13 protein-coding genes are annotated in these 14,613 nt (G+C 47.9%); 2 read left to right on the forward strand and 11 right to left on the reverse strand.

What is annotated here, in order from left to right; all coding sequences use genetic code 11:
- Positions 1–8 precede the first annotated feature (8 nt).
- Together QWY22_RS17775 and QWY22_RS17780 are read right to left on the reverse strand one after the other, a co-directional pair.
- Positions 9–2,900: a DEAD/DEAH box helicase gene (locus tag QWY22_RS17775; protein WP_300982137.1), complete on the reverse strand. Its 2,892-nt coding sequence runs from the start codon at positions 2,898–2,900 to the stop codon at positions 9–11.
- A 24-nt stretch (positions 2,901–2,924) separates the two neighbouring features.
- Positions 2,925–3,329 (reverse strand): (deoxy)nucleoside triphosphate pyrophosphohydrolase, encoded by a 405-nt coding sequence (locus tag QWY22_RS17780; protein WP_300982138.1) that lies wholly within the window; start codon positions 3,327–3,329, stop codon positions 2,925–2,927.
- A 167-nt stretch (positions 3,330–3,496) separates the two neighbouring features.
- Here QWY22_RS17780 and QWY22_RS17785 point away from each other — a divergent pair, with 167 nt between their 5' ends.
- Positions 3,497–3,934, forward strand: a complete 438-nt coding sequence (locus tag QWY22_RS17785; protein ID WP_300982139.1) for a hypothetical protein — start codon at positions 3,497–3,499, stop codon at positions 3,932–3,934.
- Between the two features lie 63 nt (positions 3,935–3,997).
- On the opposite strand, the gene QWY22_RS17790 is transcribed toward QWY22_RS17785, so the two are convergent.
- The 8 genes from QWY22_RS17790 to QWY22_RS19605 form a co-directional block, all read right to left on the reverse strand.
- A complete protein-coding gene (locus QWY22_RS17790) occupies positions 3,998–5,176 on the reverse strand; it encodes a M24 family metallopeptidase (protein WP_300982140.1) in 1,179 nt (392 codons plus the stop codon).
- A complete protein-coding gene (locus tag QWY22_RS17795; protein WP_300982141.1) occupies positions 5,151–6,164 on the reverse strand; it encodes an ABC transporter ATP-binding protein in 1,014 nt (337 codons plus the stop codon). Before QWY22_RS17795 ends, QWY22_RS17790 begins: the two co-directional genes overlap by 26 nt.
- Positions 6,165–7,151 (reverse strand): ABC transporter ATP-binding protein, encoded by a 987-nt coding sequence (locus QWY22_RS17800; protein WP_300982142.1) that lies wholly within the window; start codon positions 7,149–7,151, stop codon positions 6,165–6,167.
- 15 nt (positions 7,152–7,166) lie between these two features.
- The gene (locus tag QWY22_RS17805) at positions 7,167–8,075 is read right to left on the reverse strand and encodes an ABC transporter permease (protein WP_300984427.1); all 909 of its coding nucleotides are present in this window, start codon (positions 8,073–8,075) and stop codon (positions 7,167–7,169) included.
- A 9-nt stretch (positions 8,076–8,084) separates the two neighbouring features.
- A complete protein-coding gene (locus QWY22_RS17810; protein ID WP_300982143.1) occupies positions 8,085–9,002 on the reverse strand; it encodes an ABC transporter permease in 918 nt (305 codons plus the stop codon).
- 83 nt (positions 9,003–9,085) lie between these two features.
- On the reverse strand, positions 9,086–10,630 hold the full coding sequence (locus QWY22_RS17815; protein ID WP_300982144.1) for an ABC transporter substrate-binding protein: 1,545 nt from the start codon (positions 10,628–10,630) through the stop codon (positions 9,086–9,088).
- Positions 10,566–11,072, reverse strand: coding sequence for a MarR family winged helix-turn-helix transcriptional regulator (locus QWY22_RS17820; protein WP_300982145.1), 507 nt, complete (start codon positions 11,070–11,072; stop codon positions 10,566–10,568). The genes QWY22_RS17815 and QWY22_RS17820 overlap by 65 nt, the downstream gene beginning before the upstream one ends.
- Positions 11,073–11,386: 314 nt before the next feature.
- Positions 11,387–12,001: an HU family DNA-binding protein gene (locus QWY22_RS19605; RefSeq protein WP_407072336.1), complete on the reverse strand. Its 615-nt coding sequence runs from the start codon at positions 11,999–12,001 to the stop codon at positions 11,387–11,389.
- Positions 12,002–12,086: 85 nt separating this feature from the next.
- Between QWY22_RS19605 and QWY22_RS17830 the strand changes: the two genes are divergently transcribed.
- Complete coding sequence (locus QWY22_RS17830) at positions 12,087–12,983, forward strand: LysR family transcriptional regulator (RefSeq protein ID WP_300982146.1); 897 nt, start codon at positions 12,087–12,089, stop codon at positions 12,981–12,983.
- Positions 12,984–13,049: 66 nt separating this feature from the next.
- On the opposite strand, the gene tcuA is transcribed toward QWY22_RS17830, so the two are convergent.
- Positions 13,050–14,546: an FAD-dependent tricarballylate dehydrogenase TcuA gene (tcuA, locus tag QWY22_RS17835; protein ID WP_300982147.1), complete on the reverse strand. Its 1,497-nt coding sequence runs from the start codon at positions 14,544–14,546 to the stop codon at positions 13,050–13,052.
- Between the last annotated feature and the right edge of the window lie 67 nt (positions 14,547–14,613).

The following is a 14,613-nucleotide window of genomic DNA, read 5'->3' on the forward strand; positions in this document are numbered from 1 at the left end:
TATAATTCTTAATCCTCTTCGCTCGTAATGTAATGATACAACTTATTCTCCAAGCCCTTCTCCAACAGCATATTCATATGGACCACAGGAATCTCTTTCCCATTCTTATCTTCCATTGTACTCTGCTCAATCATATTCTTATCCGGAACAACTTCCCCTACGTAATAGAAGTCACCGCCTTCATCGTCGTCTTTTTTCACAAATAAATGCAGATCAATGCCTTGTTCTTTAGCGTTAATGATCTTAATAACCTCTTCAGAAGCTAAAGTTCGGTTACTTCTTGTGGACCATTTAAATACCTCTGGATTGATAAAGCCTTCGGTATAGGCGACACTCGATTCGACTTCATCGTGTTTATGATAAGTAACAAAGATTGGACATGTGCCATGTTTTGTTTTGTAGCCGTAGATGGTCGAGCTTTCATCATTGGACCAATTTAATAAGCGGCATGCGTCTTTTCGCGTGTATTTTTTATACAACGTTAAAGGCTTTTCGCAGGAATATTGTTCACTTAGAAGGACTGCACTGCTCACAATATCCTGAAGCATTTCTCTGAACCTTGGATTAACGTTTAAGTGTTCTCTAATCTCCCTATTAAAAGACAAAGCGTCCTCTGCTTCGAATAAGACAAGGGGCTTATTTCCATATTTTTTCTGCATAGCCTCAGTGTAAAATGATAGATTCAAAATTCGCTCCACTGATTTAAAGGTCTCTTTATTGGTGGTACATCCTTGAAGTTCTAACTTTTCGAAATAGCTCTCTCTAGAAATACTTCCTTCATTCAACAGCAAATGGAGTAACAGCACTTCATGTTTCCGTTTACCGTTTAAGATTTCTTGCGACAGCATCGTGATCACTTGATCTTCATAAGGGGAAAGAACCGGTTCGATCTCTTTTAACTTTAAGAGGAAGCGGTAGTAGTTCACGTATTTCTGTACGATAACGAGTGGATCTAGCGAATTGTGGATGATGAAATCTTGCAGCTTTGGAATTTCGCCAATTCGATTCTTAAGTTCGTTATAGGCATCACGTAGTAATTTCATATCCGTTAAGTTACTACGCTTAATGGCATTAAAGACGCGGTTCTTGGCGATTTCTTCAAAGTTGACGGTCGAAACGCCTTTGATATAACTGGTGTCTTTCATATGCCGCCGGATATTGTCTTTGTTTTGAGAACGGTCACCGGATAAAGCGACAGGAATGAGGTAGTTGTTTTTGTAATTTCCGATAAAATCGATAATCGTCACAAACTCTTTGGACCCATGCTTACGGAGTCCTCGGCCCAACTGCTGGATAAAGATAATGCTCGATTGGGTTTGCCGCAGCATCACTACTTGGTTCACACTCGGAATATCAATTCCTTCATTAAAAATATCGACGGTTAAAATATAATCGAGCAAACCGTTTTCTAAACGATCGACTTGGCGAATTCGCTCCTCTTGCGAATGATCACCCGTTAACGCTATTGTTCGAAGCCCTCTTTTATTCAACTCTATCGATAATTTCTCCGCTTCGTCTTTTCTGCTACAGAACATCAAGCCTCTAACACCATCACCCGAATGCCCGTAGTAATGAATTTTTTCGAGGATGTGTTCCACGCGTTCTTCGGTGACAAGTTTTGAAAAAGCCGTCATTTCGTCGATGACGCCTTCTTCGTACTCAATATCAGTTACACCGAAATAATGAAACGGACACAGCATGTCTTCTTCAAGCGCTTCTTGTAGACGAATTTCATAAGCAATGTTGTAATCAAACAACTCGTAAATATTGAAGTCGTCGGTGCGCTCTGGTGTCGCGGTCATGCCCATAAGAAATTGGGGTTGGAAGTAATCAATGACTTTCTGGTACGATTTCGCTCCTGCTTTATGTACTTCGTCGATTAAAATATAGTCAAATGCTTCTGGATCGAATTGTCGAAGTGTCTCTTCTTTTGAAATGGTTTGAATGGTTGCGAATAAATAACGTGCATCCGTTTGTCTCGAAGATCCTGATAGGATACCAAAGTCTTCTTCTGCCCCGCCTAAAATTTGAAGAAAATCAGACTTCGCTTTTTGTAGTATCTGTTCGCGGTGAACGATAAACAACATTCGTTTTGGTGCGAAGCTCCGAACATCAAATGCCGACAAGTACGTTTTTCCGGTCCCTGTTGCTGAAATGACCAAGCCTTTATCATGACCTGCTTCTCGCACTAATTGAATTTTTTGAAGGGCTGCTTGCTGCATTTTATTTGGCTTAATTTTCAAAGCTTCTTCAATAGCATTTGTTTCATATACACCCGGAAAATCGGTAACCAAACTAACTTCGCGATTATTTGCAGGTGGGACGTAGGAAGACGCATAATGTTCAATCCATTCTTCTGTTAAAGGAATAGCAGTATCCCACACTTCTTCAAATTGATCGTTAAAATGGTTAACGATTTCTCCATTTTCTAAGGAAGTTAATTTGACGTTCCACTCGTAATTCACCTTTAATGCATTGGCCGTTAGATTGGAGCTGCCTACAATTAAAGAATGATGCGTTTCATGATTAAAGATATACCCTTTGGAGTGAAACCCTTTTTTATTGGCTAGTCGCACTTCGACATTTGTGATTTTCAACAGCTCTTTAAACACTTTAGGCTGATTGAAGTTAAGAAATGTTGATGTCAAAATACGTCCTTTGATCCCTTTTCGTTCTAAGTCTAGAAAATGCGATTTCAATGTAGCCAAACCACTTTCCGTTAAAAAAGCAACGGAGAAAAGAAACGACTGGCAGTGATCGAGCTCTTCAAGCAGCGCATTTAATACATTTTCATTTGTATTGTTCACAAGTAGAGTCGGCTTAAATCGCTCTCCACTGTGTTGGGTTTGATCGATAAACCCTTTGTATAAGGATTCTTGTAAATTCTGCAGTAAATTCATCGTCAACCACCATTCGTTTTCTTCTTAGTTTTGATTCACAAAGGTCCGTGCAATTTTTTCAATCGCTGGAATGTCGGCTGGCGCCCATTCCAATTGATTTAATTCGTCCGATTTTAACCACTTGATCGCAATATGCTCTGTTAAGACCGGTTCACCTTTTAGAAGCGTGCAGTAAAACGTTGTTAAATGCACAATGCCGAAATCGTATTCGTGGACGGTGTGTTCTACTTGTTCGCCGATCTCAATTTCGCAATGCATTTCTTCTTGAATTTCACGCTGTAGCGCTTGTTGAGGTGATTCGTTTTGTTCGATCTTGCCACCCGGGAATTCCCATAGTCCCGGCAAGGCTTTTTCTGTTCCTCGCTGTGCGCAAAGAATTTTGTCGTTGTCTGTGATGACTGCTCCTACTACATGGATGTTTTTCTTCATGGATGTCTCCTCACTTTTCTACGTATTCATCTCTAATCATTATATTCCTTTAGTTACATTTAATTGAAGTTCGATTATAATTGGATCTAAACTAATATCTTCCATCTAGTTATAATCTACGCGTTTTACGAGGGGATATCTACCCTTACGAGAAAGGGGTACTTGAAATGACAGATAAGCAAAATTCCATGAGTGTGAATAAGCATGTGCTCACACAGGATTTAAACTTGAGGCAGTATTCCAATACGGCGATTTTCCTTAGAGGTCAACTGTTTGTATTGTCGCCTTCTGCTCAAAACCAGCACAATTGGTTTGATTTGAGTAAGGTCAATATCGATCGCTATCAAGAAAAGCAATACAAAGGCTTTTTAGTCGTGCGATTTTTCGATAAGTTATTGGTCGCCGACCTTGATCGTTTTATCCGTGAAATGATGCCGACAAACGTATATGTTCAGCCGAGTTCCGGCCGCCCACACTGGAAATTCAATATCAAATTTTCAAATTCTACTCATTACATCGTCAATCAGCAAAACCCCAACAAAAGGTATCCCATACGTGAGTTTTCTGTACAACAATTACAGGAGTTACTTAATAGAAAAGCTTAATTTCTTCTATAATAAGAATACAAAAAGCGCATCAGGAATTTCTCCCGATGCGCTTTTTCTATATCAACAAATAAGCGACGCCAAATCTCGTGGATAATACGTCAGCATCTCAATGCCGTCTTCCGTCACGAGCACCGTGTCGGAATGGCGGAAGCCGCCGAGGCCTGGTACGTAGATGCCCGGTTCGACCGTGACGACCATGCCGGCTTTGATTTCCGTGTCGTCTCCGAGGTCGAAGAACGGCGCTTCGTGGCCGAGGAGACCGATGTTATGCCCCGTATGGTGGCGAGTGAGTTCGGTGATGCCTTGTTCCTTGAAGTAATTCTGGACTTGCTGTTCGACGGATGCGTAGCTCGTGCCTGCCTTGATCGCATCGAAGGCGACGTCTTGTGCTTCGTACATATAATTGAAGTATTTCTCCTGGTCTTTTGTGTATTCCCCGACGAACATCGTGCGTTCGAGTTCGCTCTTATAGCCGAAAACATCGGCGGCGGCTCCGGTTACCAAGGTGTCCCCTTTTTGCAGGATAGCGTTTTGGGTCACGGCGTGCGGGAAGGCTGATTCCGGTCCGATCTGGCCGCGGAAGATGGCGTAGGCGGTTTGACCATGTGGCTTGTAATCCGGCCCGAGCGTTTCGATCATCGCCATTGTCGCTTCCATAGACGCTTTGCTGGTGATTTCGATTTCGCTTAATCCTTCTTTCGTGTATTTCTGGAGCAGGCGGTGCGCCAGGTTGCCCCAGCGGCAAGATTCTTTAATGAGTTCAATTTCACTGTCCGATTTCACGAAGCGGAATTCCTCGATGACGCCGGCCAGGCTGACAAATTCTTTGACGTCGATCAGTTTGTCGACCGATGGTCCGCGGTAGCCCTGCGACGACCCGTAGCCGATGGCGTCGTAGCCGACTGTCTTCCCTTCAACGCCGTATTCTTTCAAGAGTTGCTTGAAATATTCCATCGGGTGCTTGATGCCCGGATATTCCGGGTAGGAATGGACGTGGTCGACGACGCTGTACTCCTCGGCGTGCTCGTGCTCGAGCTGCGGCAGGAAGATATGTACTTTCTTGTCCGGGTCGACAAACAAGCCGATTGGCCGCTCTGTCGGGTGGAAGTGGAATCCGGTCAGGTAGAAGATGTCGGTGACGGCGAACAACACCGCGGCGTCTACATTTTTCTCATCCATTTTCTCGAAAAATTTGTTCTGGCGTTCCTTGAATTCATGCATGGGTATGGTAAGCAACATGATTAGGTTCCTCCTCTGATTTTATATAGAGATGGCAATTCGCCGTGTGGCCATTGCCAAAGTCTACCGCTTTCGGGAATTCCTTTTTGCAGATGTCCATCGCGAACGGGCAGCGGGTATGGAACGTGCAGCCGGACGGCGGGTTGGCCGGACTTGGCACATCACCCGTCAGGATGATGCGTTCTTTGACTTCCCGCGGGTGGGACACCGGGACGGCAGACATCAAAGCCTGGGTATACGGGTGCTTTGGTGCTTTGAACAATTCTTCTGTATCCGCCACTTCGACAATTTTCCCGAGGTACATGACCGCCACTTTGTCGGTCATGTGCTCGATGACGCTCAAATCGTGCGAGATGAACAGGTAGGTCAGGTCAAACTCTTTTTGCAGGTCGAGCAGTAGATTGATGACTTGCGACTGCACCGAGACGTCAAGCGCCGATACGGGTTCATCGGCGATGATGAAGTCCGGCTGCAGGATGACTGCCCGCGCGATTCCGATGCGCTGGCGCTGTCCGCCCGAGAATTCATGCGGGTAGCGGTCAAGATAGGATTTGGGCAGTCCGACGATATGGAGAATACGCAGGATTTTCTCGAGCCGCTCCTCTTCTGTGAAATTGCGATGGATGCGGAGTGGCTCCATCAAGATCTGCCGGATGGTCTTTTTCGGATTCAGCGAGGCATACGGATCCTGAAAAATCATCTGCAGTTGGCTCCGCAGACTGCGCATATCCCGGTAAGACAAATCCAAGATGTTCTGGCCTTCATAGAACACTTCGCCTGCCGTCGGTTCCGTCAAGCGGAGAATCGTGCGCCCCGTTGTCGATTTGCCACAGCCCGACTCGCCTACCAAAGCGAAAGTCTCGCCTTTGTTGATGGTGAAGCTGACGTCATCGACAGCGCGGACGACGACTTTTTTCTTGAACATGCCTTGCGGGATTTCGTAGTACTTCTTTAAATTATTGACTTGCAGCAGCACTTCGCCTTTCATCTACCCCACCTCCCCTTCGGTCGTATCCTGGAGCCAGCATTTGCTGAGGTGATCGCCGTCCTGGAAAACCGGCGGTGTCTTTTGAAAACATTTCGCAAATGCGTATTGGCAGCGGTTCGCAAAAACACAGCCTTCCTTGATCTCTTCGGGCTTCGGCACTTGTCCGCTGATGGAGTAGAGCCGGCTCTTGCGTTCGTTGTTCGACGGCATCGAATCGATCAGCCCTTGTGTATATGGATGCAGCGGGCGGTCGAACAGCTCGTTCACTTCGGCCATCTCGACGATTTCCCCGGCGTACATGACGACGACCCGGTCGCACATTTCAGCCACGACCCCGAGGTCATGTGTAATCAGCAGCAGGCTCATATCGTTCTGCGTTTTGATGTTCTTCATGAGTTCCAGGATTTGCGCCTGGATGGTCACATCAAGCGCAGTCGTCGGCTCATCCGCGATCATCAGCCGGGGTTCGCCGAGAAGTGCCAGGGAAATCATAACGCGCTGACGCATGCCGCCTGACAACTGATGCGGATATTCGTTGACGATCTCTTCCGCCCGCGGGATGCCGACTTGCTTCAGCACCGCAATAATCGCTTGGTTGATCGCTTTCTTCGACATTTTCTTGTGCTGCCGGAGCGGTTCACTCAGCTGTTCGCCGATTGTAAATACTGGATTGAGCGACGTCATCGGCTCCTGAAAAATCATGGAGATTTCATTGCCGCGCAGCTTCCGGTACTGCTTTTCGGTCAGCGCTGTCAGGTCCTTGCCACCGAACAGGATTTCCCCGGACGTAATTTTGCTGATCTTGTCGGGAAGCAGTCCCATAACGGCCAGGGATGTCAGGCTTTTGCCGCTGCCGGACTCACCGACTACTCCGAGCGTCTCACCTTTTTCGATGGTGAAGTTCACGCCGCGGATCGGTTCGACCGTGCCTTTGCCGCTTTTGAATTGTATTTTCAAGTCTTTGATTTCAAGAATTGCATCAGCCATCTACTTCTCCTCCAATTATTCTCCTTTTAATCCGGGATCCAGTGTGTCACGCAGCCAGTCGCCAAAGAGGTTGACTCCGAGCGCCGTGAAGACGATCGCTAATCCAGGGAACGTGATGAGCCACCACGAGCTGAAGATATAGTCTTTCCCTTCGTTCAGCATATTGCCCCATGCCGGAGTCGGCGGCTGAACACCGAATCCGAGGAAGCTGACGGATGCTTCGGCAATGATGTACGTCCCAATCTGAAGCGACGCCAGCACGATGATCGGCGTGTACAAATTTGGAACGATGTGCTTCACCAAAATCTCGAAACGGGAGACGCCGGTAGCAACGCACGCCGTGATGAATTCTTTTTCGCGGAGGGCCAGCACTTCACTTCGGATGACCCGCGCAAAAATCACCCACCCGCCTATTGCCAGGGAAATAATGATGTTCCGGAGGCCCGTCCCGATGACCGCATTAATGACCAGGACCATCAGGATAAACGGGAAGCTCAGCTGAACGTCAACGATCCGCATCAGGATGATGTCGATCCAGCCCCTGAAATAACCGGCAATGACACCGACAATTGTGCCGAACAGTCCGGCGATGACCACGGTTGCGACTCCGATCAACACCGATACACGCGCCCCCATAATGATCCGCGACAAGATGTCACGCCCCAGCTGATCCGTTCCGAGGACATGCCCTTCTGTCATCGGCGGCAGCAATTTGTTGCCCAGTTCTGCATGCAGCGGATCGTACGGCGTAATCCATTGGCCGAACAGGCTCAAGAGGATCAAAATGATGATGATGCCAAATCCGAGCATGCCTGTCCAGCTTCTGGCAAGCTGGGAAAAGAATGCTTTGGTTTTTGAGTTTTTCTTGAAATCCAGCGAAACTTCATTCGGGACTTCTTCGCTTCCTTGAAGGCTTGGAGCCATTTCTTTCACCTACTTCACTCGTATTTGAGGATTTACATATGCATAGAGAATATCAGCGATAAAGTTAATGACGGCATAGATCAATGCGATGATGAAGACGCCGGCGAGAACAATCGGGAAATCACGGTTCATCAGCGATTGCATCAACAGCCTGCCAATGCCCGGCCAGGAGAACACGACTTCCGTGATGACCGCTCCCCCAAGCAGGACCCCTAAATCCAGCGCCACTAACGTAATGATGGGAATCAATGAATTTTTCAATGCATATTTCATGATCAAACGTGAAGGCGGCACTCCTGAAGCTTTCGCAGTCCGGATATAGTCATTCCGGAGAATGTCGAGCATGGATGATCTTGTGAAACGGGTGAAGCGTGCGACGCTGTATGCGGCAAGCGTCAATGTCGGGAGCAGCATATGGACGAGCGAGCCGCCCCCGCCTGAAGGCAGGATTTTGAACTGGGCTGCAAAAATGTAAATAAGGATCAAGCCGAGCCAGAAGCTTGGGACCGCTTGGCCGACGACCGTCAACCCGACGGCAATCCGGTCGAATATTGTATTGCGCTTATATGCCGACAATACGCCCAAGGGAATCGCAATCAGCAGTGACAGCACCAGTGCGGAAATCGCCAGCTGGAACGTGGCCGGTACCCGGCTCAGCACAATGCTCAGCGCATCTTCCTGGCTTCTCAGTGATTGGCCGAAGTCACCTCGTACGGCACTGATCATGAAATCCCCGTACTGGACGATGAGCGGTCGGTTATAACCCAGGAGTTCCCGGTATTCCTCGATTTGTTCTTTCGGGGCATCCGGCGGCAGGAACAGTGTGGTCGGGTCTCCTGACAAACGAATCAAGAAAAAGACGACGGTAAGCGCCAAAAAGACGACAACGATGACTTGCAAAAATCTCTTAATGATAAAATCCAGCATGAAAGGACTCCCCTTCTCCTAACTCCCTTGATTGGTCTAAAAAAATAAAGGAGAAGCTAGGCTCTCCCTTATTCAATTTGCTGCTATTCCCAGGACATTTCGTATGCCTGCATTTTTTCATCGACCCGTGGAGAGAAATTCAAGTTTCCACGAACTGCGTACAAATCTGCCTGCTGCCACAATGGCACCCATGCTGCCTGTTCTACCAGGTCATTCTGCAGTTCTTCAAAGCCATCGAATCTTTCCTTTTCATCAAATAAAACGGTTGTTTCATAGATTTTCTTTTCAATGGCTTCATCGTAGAACCCACTGTACGGTGCTTCTTTCGTAAACAGGTTTTCAATCGTTGACTGCGGATCGAATGCCGGCCCCCAGCCGAGGATGAACATATCGCCCATTTCACGGTTCTGGATCTTTTCTAAGTGATTGCCCCATTCGTTGACTTGCACTTCAACTGTGACGCCGATTTTCTGCAACTGGGAAGCGATCGCTTGAGCCACATGTGAGTCCATCGGGTAACGGCCATTTGGTGTATCCAACGTCAACGTTAGTTCTTCCGGTTTGTAGCCCGCTTCTTCCAACAGCGCGATGGCTTTATCCGGATCGTATCCGTAATCTTTTGTTTCCACATAACCGGTATTGATCTCGGCTAACGGGCCTGTCATTTTCGTGCCGTAGCCGTTCAATACAGATTCGAGCAACTCGTCCACATCCACTGCGTAATTCAATGCTTGACGCACTTTCACATCTTGCAGCGGTCCTTCATGGAACGTGTTTAGTGCCAGGTAGTTGATGCGGGAAGAAGCCACTTCTGCGATTTTTGCGTCTTCTGCTCCTTCAATTTCCGCTACCGAGTCAACCGGGATGTTCTTGAACAAATCGATTTCCCCGCTCAGGAATGCGGACATTCTGGAACTGAATTCAGGGATGTAACGGAATTCCAGGTTTTTGATCTTTGGAGTACCTTGCCAGTAATCTTCAAACGCTTCCAGTTTCAAGTAGTTGTCACGAGACCATTCGACAAATTTGTAAGCGCCGGTGCCGACTGGTTCTTTCGCTGCCACATCAGCCCCGACTTCCTCCACGTATCCCGGTTCCATAATCAGCAGATCTTCGATGATTCGCTGGATCAGGCTCGGGAACGGTTTCGCTGTGACAATCTCCACTTCGTATGGTGAAATGACTTTCACTTCCGCTACGTCCACCCATCTGGAGCGGTAAAACGATTGGTTTGCTTCATCCAATATGTAATCTATGCTGAACTTGACGGACTCTGCGTTAAAATCTGCTCCGTTGTGAAATTTCACGCCTTCTTTCAACTTCAAACGCCAAGTCAGTTCGTCAATATTCTCCCACTCCTCGGCCAACACCGGTGTGTATTCCCCTGTTTCTCCATCTCGTTCAATTAAAGGATCGTAGATGTTCCGGATTTGTGTATCCGTTACATAGTTCACATCCGAGTTTGCGATCAATGTACCCGCATCCGCCTCAAAACCGATCACCAGGCTGTCTTTTTTGGTATCTGAGCTTCCGCCGCTTGTGCTGGTTTCTCCACTTGTCCCTTCAGTACATGCTGCGAGCAATAACATCAGTATCAATGCTAGTAATAGAACCGGACTTTTTCTCATTTCCTTCACCCTTTGCAATTTTATTGGCCAGCAATTCCTCGATTCGTTCCATTGCTTTGATGAGTTCTTCAACATCCTTCTGCTCTAGATCCCTAATTGTTTCTTCCACTCGTTCATTCGCCCGGGCTTGGAGAAAATTGAGGTCATCACCACCTTTATCTGTGATTCGGAGAAAGTAAACCCGGCCATCCTCTTCTGAAGCGACCTTCCTTACCACTCCTTTTTTCTCGAAATTCTTGATGATTCGGCTGACATAGCCTTTATCAAACAAGAACTCTTTTGCCAAATGGGATACAGTACATTCTTTGTTGTTGCTAATTTCAAATAAAAACATCGCTTCTGTAGCAGAGTAGGAACTCTTGTCCGCATACAAATTGAAAATACCCATTTCTTTTACGTAAAATCGGTTAAACTTTTTTATTGCCTGAACTTCTCGCATCATTTTTTCTAACATCCTTTTTTTCTTTATTATCTGAATATAAATACTATTTTAACTTGTTGCTTTTGTCAACTTCTTTTCCGAGAAAATATTGGTATAAAAATGATATAAAACAAGACACTTTGTTCTTTTCTTTAGTTTTTTGTTATTTAAAAATATCTTTTTTACTATAATTGGATTTCTCTGTACTTTTATTTTTCTAACTTCGGAGTCATTCCACTGCGAAAATCATTATATTTAGCAAAACGAAATATTTATTAGCAGAAATAAAAAAACCTGCATCAAATCCATCCATGCAGGTTTTAGGCTATTGGCTTTTATAAATACTTCCGGTAATTCCCTCTCAAAAACACTTCCTCAATCCGGCTCGTAAAGACCTTCGTATTCAAAATCTTTTTCCCGATCAGCCGGCTGGCAATCATTTCGGTTTCCTTGAAATCCATGTCCAGGTCTTCGGCTGCTTTTTTTACTTCCACAATCGTGGCATCCTTCGCGTTTCCGCCTGCCTCTTTCGCTTTTCTGCTTTCTTCAAAGACATAGGTCAAGACCCGTGCTTCTTCTTCGTTGAGCTTGCCGGTTTCGACGAACTTCTCGATAAAGCTCTTTTCATTCAGGATGTCCTTCAGCACTTTTGCTGCTTTGAATTGCGGGGTTTTGGAAGCCGGGATGGTGATTTCTTCCCCGGTCTGCGGGTTGCGGCCTTTCCGTTCTTTTTTGTCGGTGACCCCGAACGTGCCGAAGTCGTTGATTTTCACTTCTTCACCTTTTATCAAGACCTGGGTGATGCTGCCGGTGATTTCATTGACGACTTTCGCCGCTTGGTCTTTCGTGATGCTGCTTTTATGTGATATGGCCTGGATCAGTTCTTTTTTGTTCATCGTCTTTCCCCCTGTTTGGTAAGGCGCGTGCTTTTTGCGGCCTTTTTCTCTTATCCTTTATTATACAGTTATAAAAGTGGGAATTGTGGAAATAAGGGCTTTCCGGATGTAGTATAATTCGGTTAAGGAGTTGCTTGCTATGGATGAAAAAGACTGGCTGATCATTACGACCATCTACGAGGAAAAGAACATCACGAAAGCGGCGAACAAACTCTTCACTTCGCAGCCGGCGATTACGTACCGGCTGAACCAGCTGGAGGAGGAAGTCGGCGTGCGCCTCATCTGGCGCCATAAGAAAGGCATCAAGTTCACGCCGCAAGGGGAATACGTCGTGCAGTACGCCAAGGAAATGCTGATGAAGCTCCAGCAGACGAAAGACTACCTGCTCAACACAAGCGACGAATTCGCCGGCATGATCCGCCTCGGCGTATCGAGCAACTACGCCCGCTTCGTCCTGCCCGATGTCTTAAAGGAGTTTTCCGAGAAATACAGCAACGTCCAGTTCAAGGTGTTCACCGGCTGGAGCTACGAAGTGCTGAAGGAAATGGAGCAGGATAATATCGTCCTCGGGATCGTGCGCGGCGACATCTACTGGCAGAGCAACAAAGTGCTGTTGAACCGGGAGAACCTGTGCATCATTTCAAAAGACCCCATCGACTTGCCGAACCTCCCGAAAGAGCCGCGCATCGTCTTCAATACCGACCCGAAGCTCCAGCAGATGATGGACAGTTGGTGGTACAGCAATTACTCGCAGCCGCCGTCCATCAACATGGAGATCGACAACATCGAAACGTGCACGAAGCTTGTCTCGAGAGGCCTCGGCTACGCCATCGTGCCGGAGCTTGCCGTCACGGACATGCCGGAGCTCCATAAAGTGATTTTGCGGGACCAAAACGGGCAGCCGTTCGACCGGCCCACCTGGCTCATCTACAAAGAAACGGACGCGCTGTATCCGGCGGTCCAGCACTTTATCGACTTTCTGACCGGCTCTTCCGCCGCGGGTGAAACGGATTCAACGGATGAGGCAACAACCTAAAAGGATTTCTTAGGAACGGCAAACCCCCTGGCTGTGGATCAGCCAGGGGGTTATTGTTGCCTTTTCTTATGCATTTACCTTCGCTTGCATTGAACGCGTTGCCGCTGCCTTGCCGGCGATTTTTCCGAAGACGGCACCGGACATCAAACCGGATCCGCCGGGATAGTTGTCGTAGAAAATGCCGCCGATCATTTCGCCTGCTGCAAACAGCCCGTCGATCGCCTGTCCGCCTTCATCCAACACTTCGCCTTCCGGATTGACGTGCAGTCCGCCGAACGAGAACGTGACGCCGCACGTGACGGGATATGCATAGAACGGGCCTTGTTCGATTTTCAGTGCCCAGTTCGATTTCGGAGGCGTGATGCCCTCTGTGCCTTTGCCGTCTTTCTCGTTCGGGCTGTACTCGCCTTCCTGGACAGCCGCGTTGTATTGCTGGATCGTCTCCAAGAACTGCTCCCAGTCAACCGGCAATTGCGCAATCAGTTCTTCCAGCGTGTCCGCTTTGTATTCCGTCGTCTCTTCCAGATTGTATTCTTTCCGCAGCAGATGCCGGACCTGTGCGTCGTAGATCTGGACCGCCATCTGGTCCGGCTGCTTCAGGATTTCGCGCCCGTATTTGGCGTATGTGTAATTCCGCAAGTCTGCCCCTTCGTCGACAAAGCGCTTGCCGTCCTTGTTCAGCATGATGCCTAAAGGATACGAGTGCTTTTTGAAGATGTCGCCCGGTTTCGTGAAGTCGCCGACTTTCGGCGCGTTGTAGTCCGTGCCGATCGAGTGGCAGCCGGACCACTGGCCGAATGTCGCGGCGCCCGCTGCCACTGCCATGGACAGCCCGTCGCCCGTATTGAATTCCGTCCCTCTGACAATGGCCGCTTCCCATTCTTCGCCCAAATGCTCCATCCGCATTTTCTTGTTCGCTTCAAAGCCGCCGCATGCGAGCACGACCGCGTTCGTTTCGACCGTCAGCTCCTCGCCTTTTCGGTTAACCGTGATGCCGGTGATGCGGCCCGCTTCTTTTTTCAGGCCGGTTGCCGCCGCTTCGTACCGGACTTCGATGCCGAGCTTCGCGGCGCGTTCGTTCAATTGCTTGATCAGGCCGACGCCTTTGTCCGCCGTCTTGACCGGCAGCCCGCCCCAGAAATGCCGCTTGCCGTCTTTTTCAAACGACTGGTTGTCGTAGATCAGTTCAAACGTGATGTCGTTGCCTTTCATCCAGGCGATCGTTTCAAACGATTTCGACACCAGCTGGCGCGCAAGGCCCGGTTCGCTCCGGTTGCCGGTCACGCGCATGAGGTCGTTGTAATAGTCTTCCTCGCTGTAGTTCGGCATCTCGATCTTTTCCGCTTCCTCTTCCGAGATATTGACAATTTCCTTGATGGACTCCAGCCCGTTATAGGCGAAGCGGATGGCGCCGTCCGTGAAGAACGAGTTGCCGCCTCTTTTTGCTTTCGGCCCTTTTTCCAGCACCAGCACATTCGCTCCGGATTCATGCGCGGAAATCGCCGCACAAAGCGCCGCATTCCCTGCTCCTACCACCACTACATCGTATGTTTTCCCTGTCATCGTGATTCCTCCTTAAAATTCTTCCTGCTTTCATGATAGGATGTAATTGTCAGAAAATAAAATCGAA

The organism is Planococcus liqunii (assembly GCF_030413595.1).
Taxonomy (GTDB): Bacteria; Bacillota; Bacilli; order Bacillales_A; family Planococcaceae; genus Planococcus; species Planococcus liqunii.

What these genes read in the sequence shown, in the direction of transcription:
- QWY22_RS17775 (WP_300982137.1), bottom strand. Translation starts at nt 2,900, where the DNA reads ATGAATTTACTGCAGAATTTACAAGAATCCTTATACAAAGGGTTTATC.
- QWY22_RS17780 (WP_300982138.1), bottom strand. Translation starts at nt 3,329, where the DNA reads ATGAAGAAAAACATCCATGTAGTAGGAGCAGTCATCACAGACAACGAC.
- QWY22_RS17785 (WP_300982139.1), top strand. Translation starts at nt 3,497, where the DNA reads ATGACAGATAAGCAAAATTCCATGAGTGTGAATAAGCATGTGCTCACA.
- QWY22_RS17790 (WP_300982140.1), bottom strand. Translation starts at nt 5,176, where the DNA reads ATGTTGCTTACCATACCCATGCATGAATTCAAGGAACGCCAGAACAAA.
- QWY22_RS17795 (WP_300982141.1), bottom strand. Translation starts at nt 6,164, where the DNA reads ATGAAAGGCGAAGTGCTGCTGCAAGTCAATAATTTAAAGAAGTACTAC.
- QWY22_RS17800 (WP_300982142.1), bottom strand. Translation starts at nt 7,151, where the DNA reads ATGGCTGATGCAATTCTTGAAATCAAAGACTTGAAAATACAATTCAAA.
- QWY22_RS17805 (WP_300984427.1), bottom strand. Translation starts at nt 8,075, where the DNA reads ATGGCTCCAAGCCTTCAAGGAAGCGAAGAAGTCCCGAATGAAGTTTCG.
- QWY22_RS17810 (WP_300982143.1), bottom strand. Translation starts at nt 9,002, where the DNA reads ATGCTGGATTTTATCATTAAGAGATTTTTGCAAGTCATCGTTGTCGTC.
- QWY22_RS17815 (WP_300982144.1), bottom strand. Translation starts at nt 10,630, where the DNA reads ATGAGAAAAAGTCCGGTTCTATTACTAGCATTGATACTGATGTTATTG.
- QWY22_RS17820 (WP_300982145.1), bottom strand. Translation starts at nt 11,072, where the DNA reads ATGATGCGAGAAGTTCAGGCAATAAAAAAGTTTAACCGATTTTACGTA.
- QWY22_RS17830 (WP_300982146.1), top strand. Translation starts at nt 12,087, where the DNA reads ATGGATGAAAAAGACTGGCTGATCATTACGACCATCTACGAGGAAAAG.
- tcuA (WP_300982147.1), bottom strand. Translation starts at nt 14,546, where the DNA reads ATGACAGGGAAAACATACGATGTAGTGGTGGTAGGAGCAGGGAATGCG.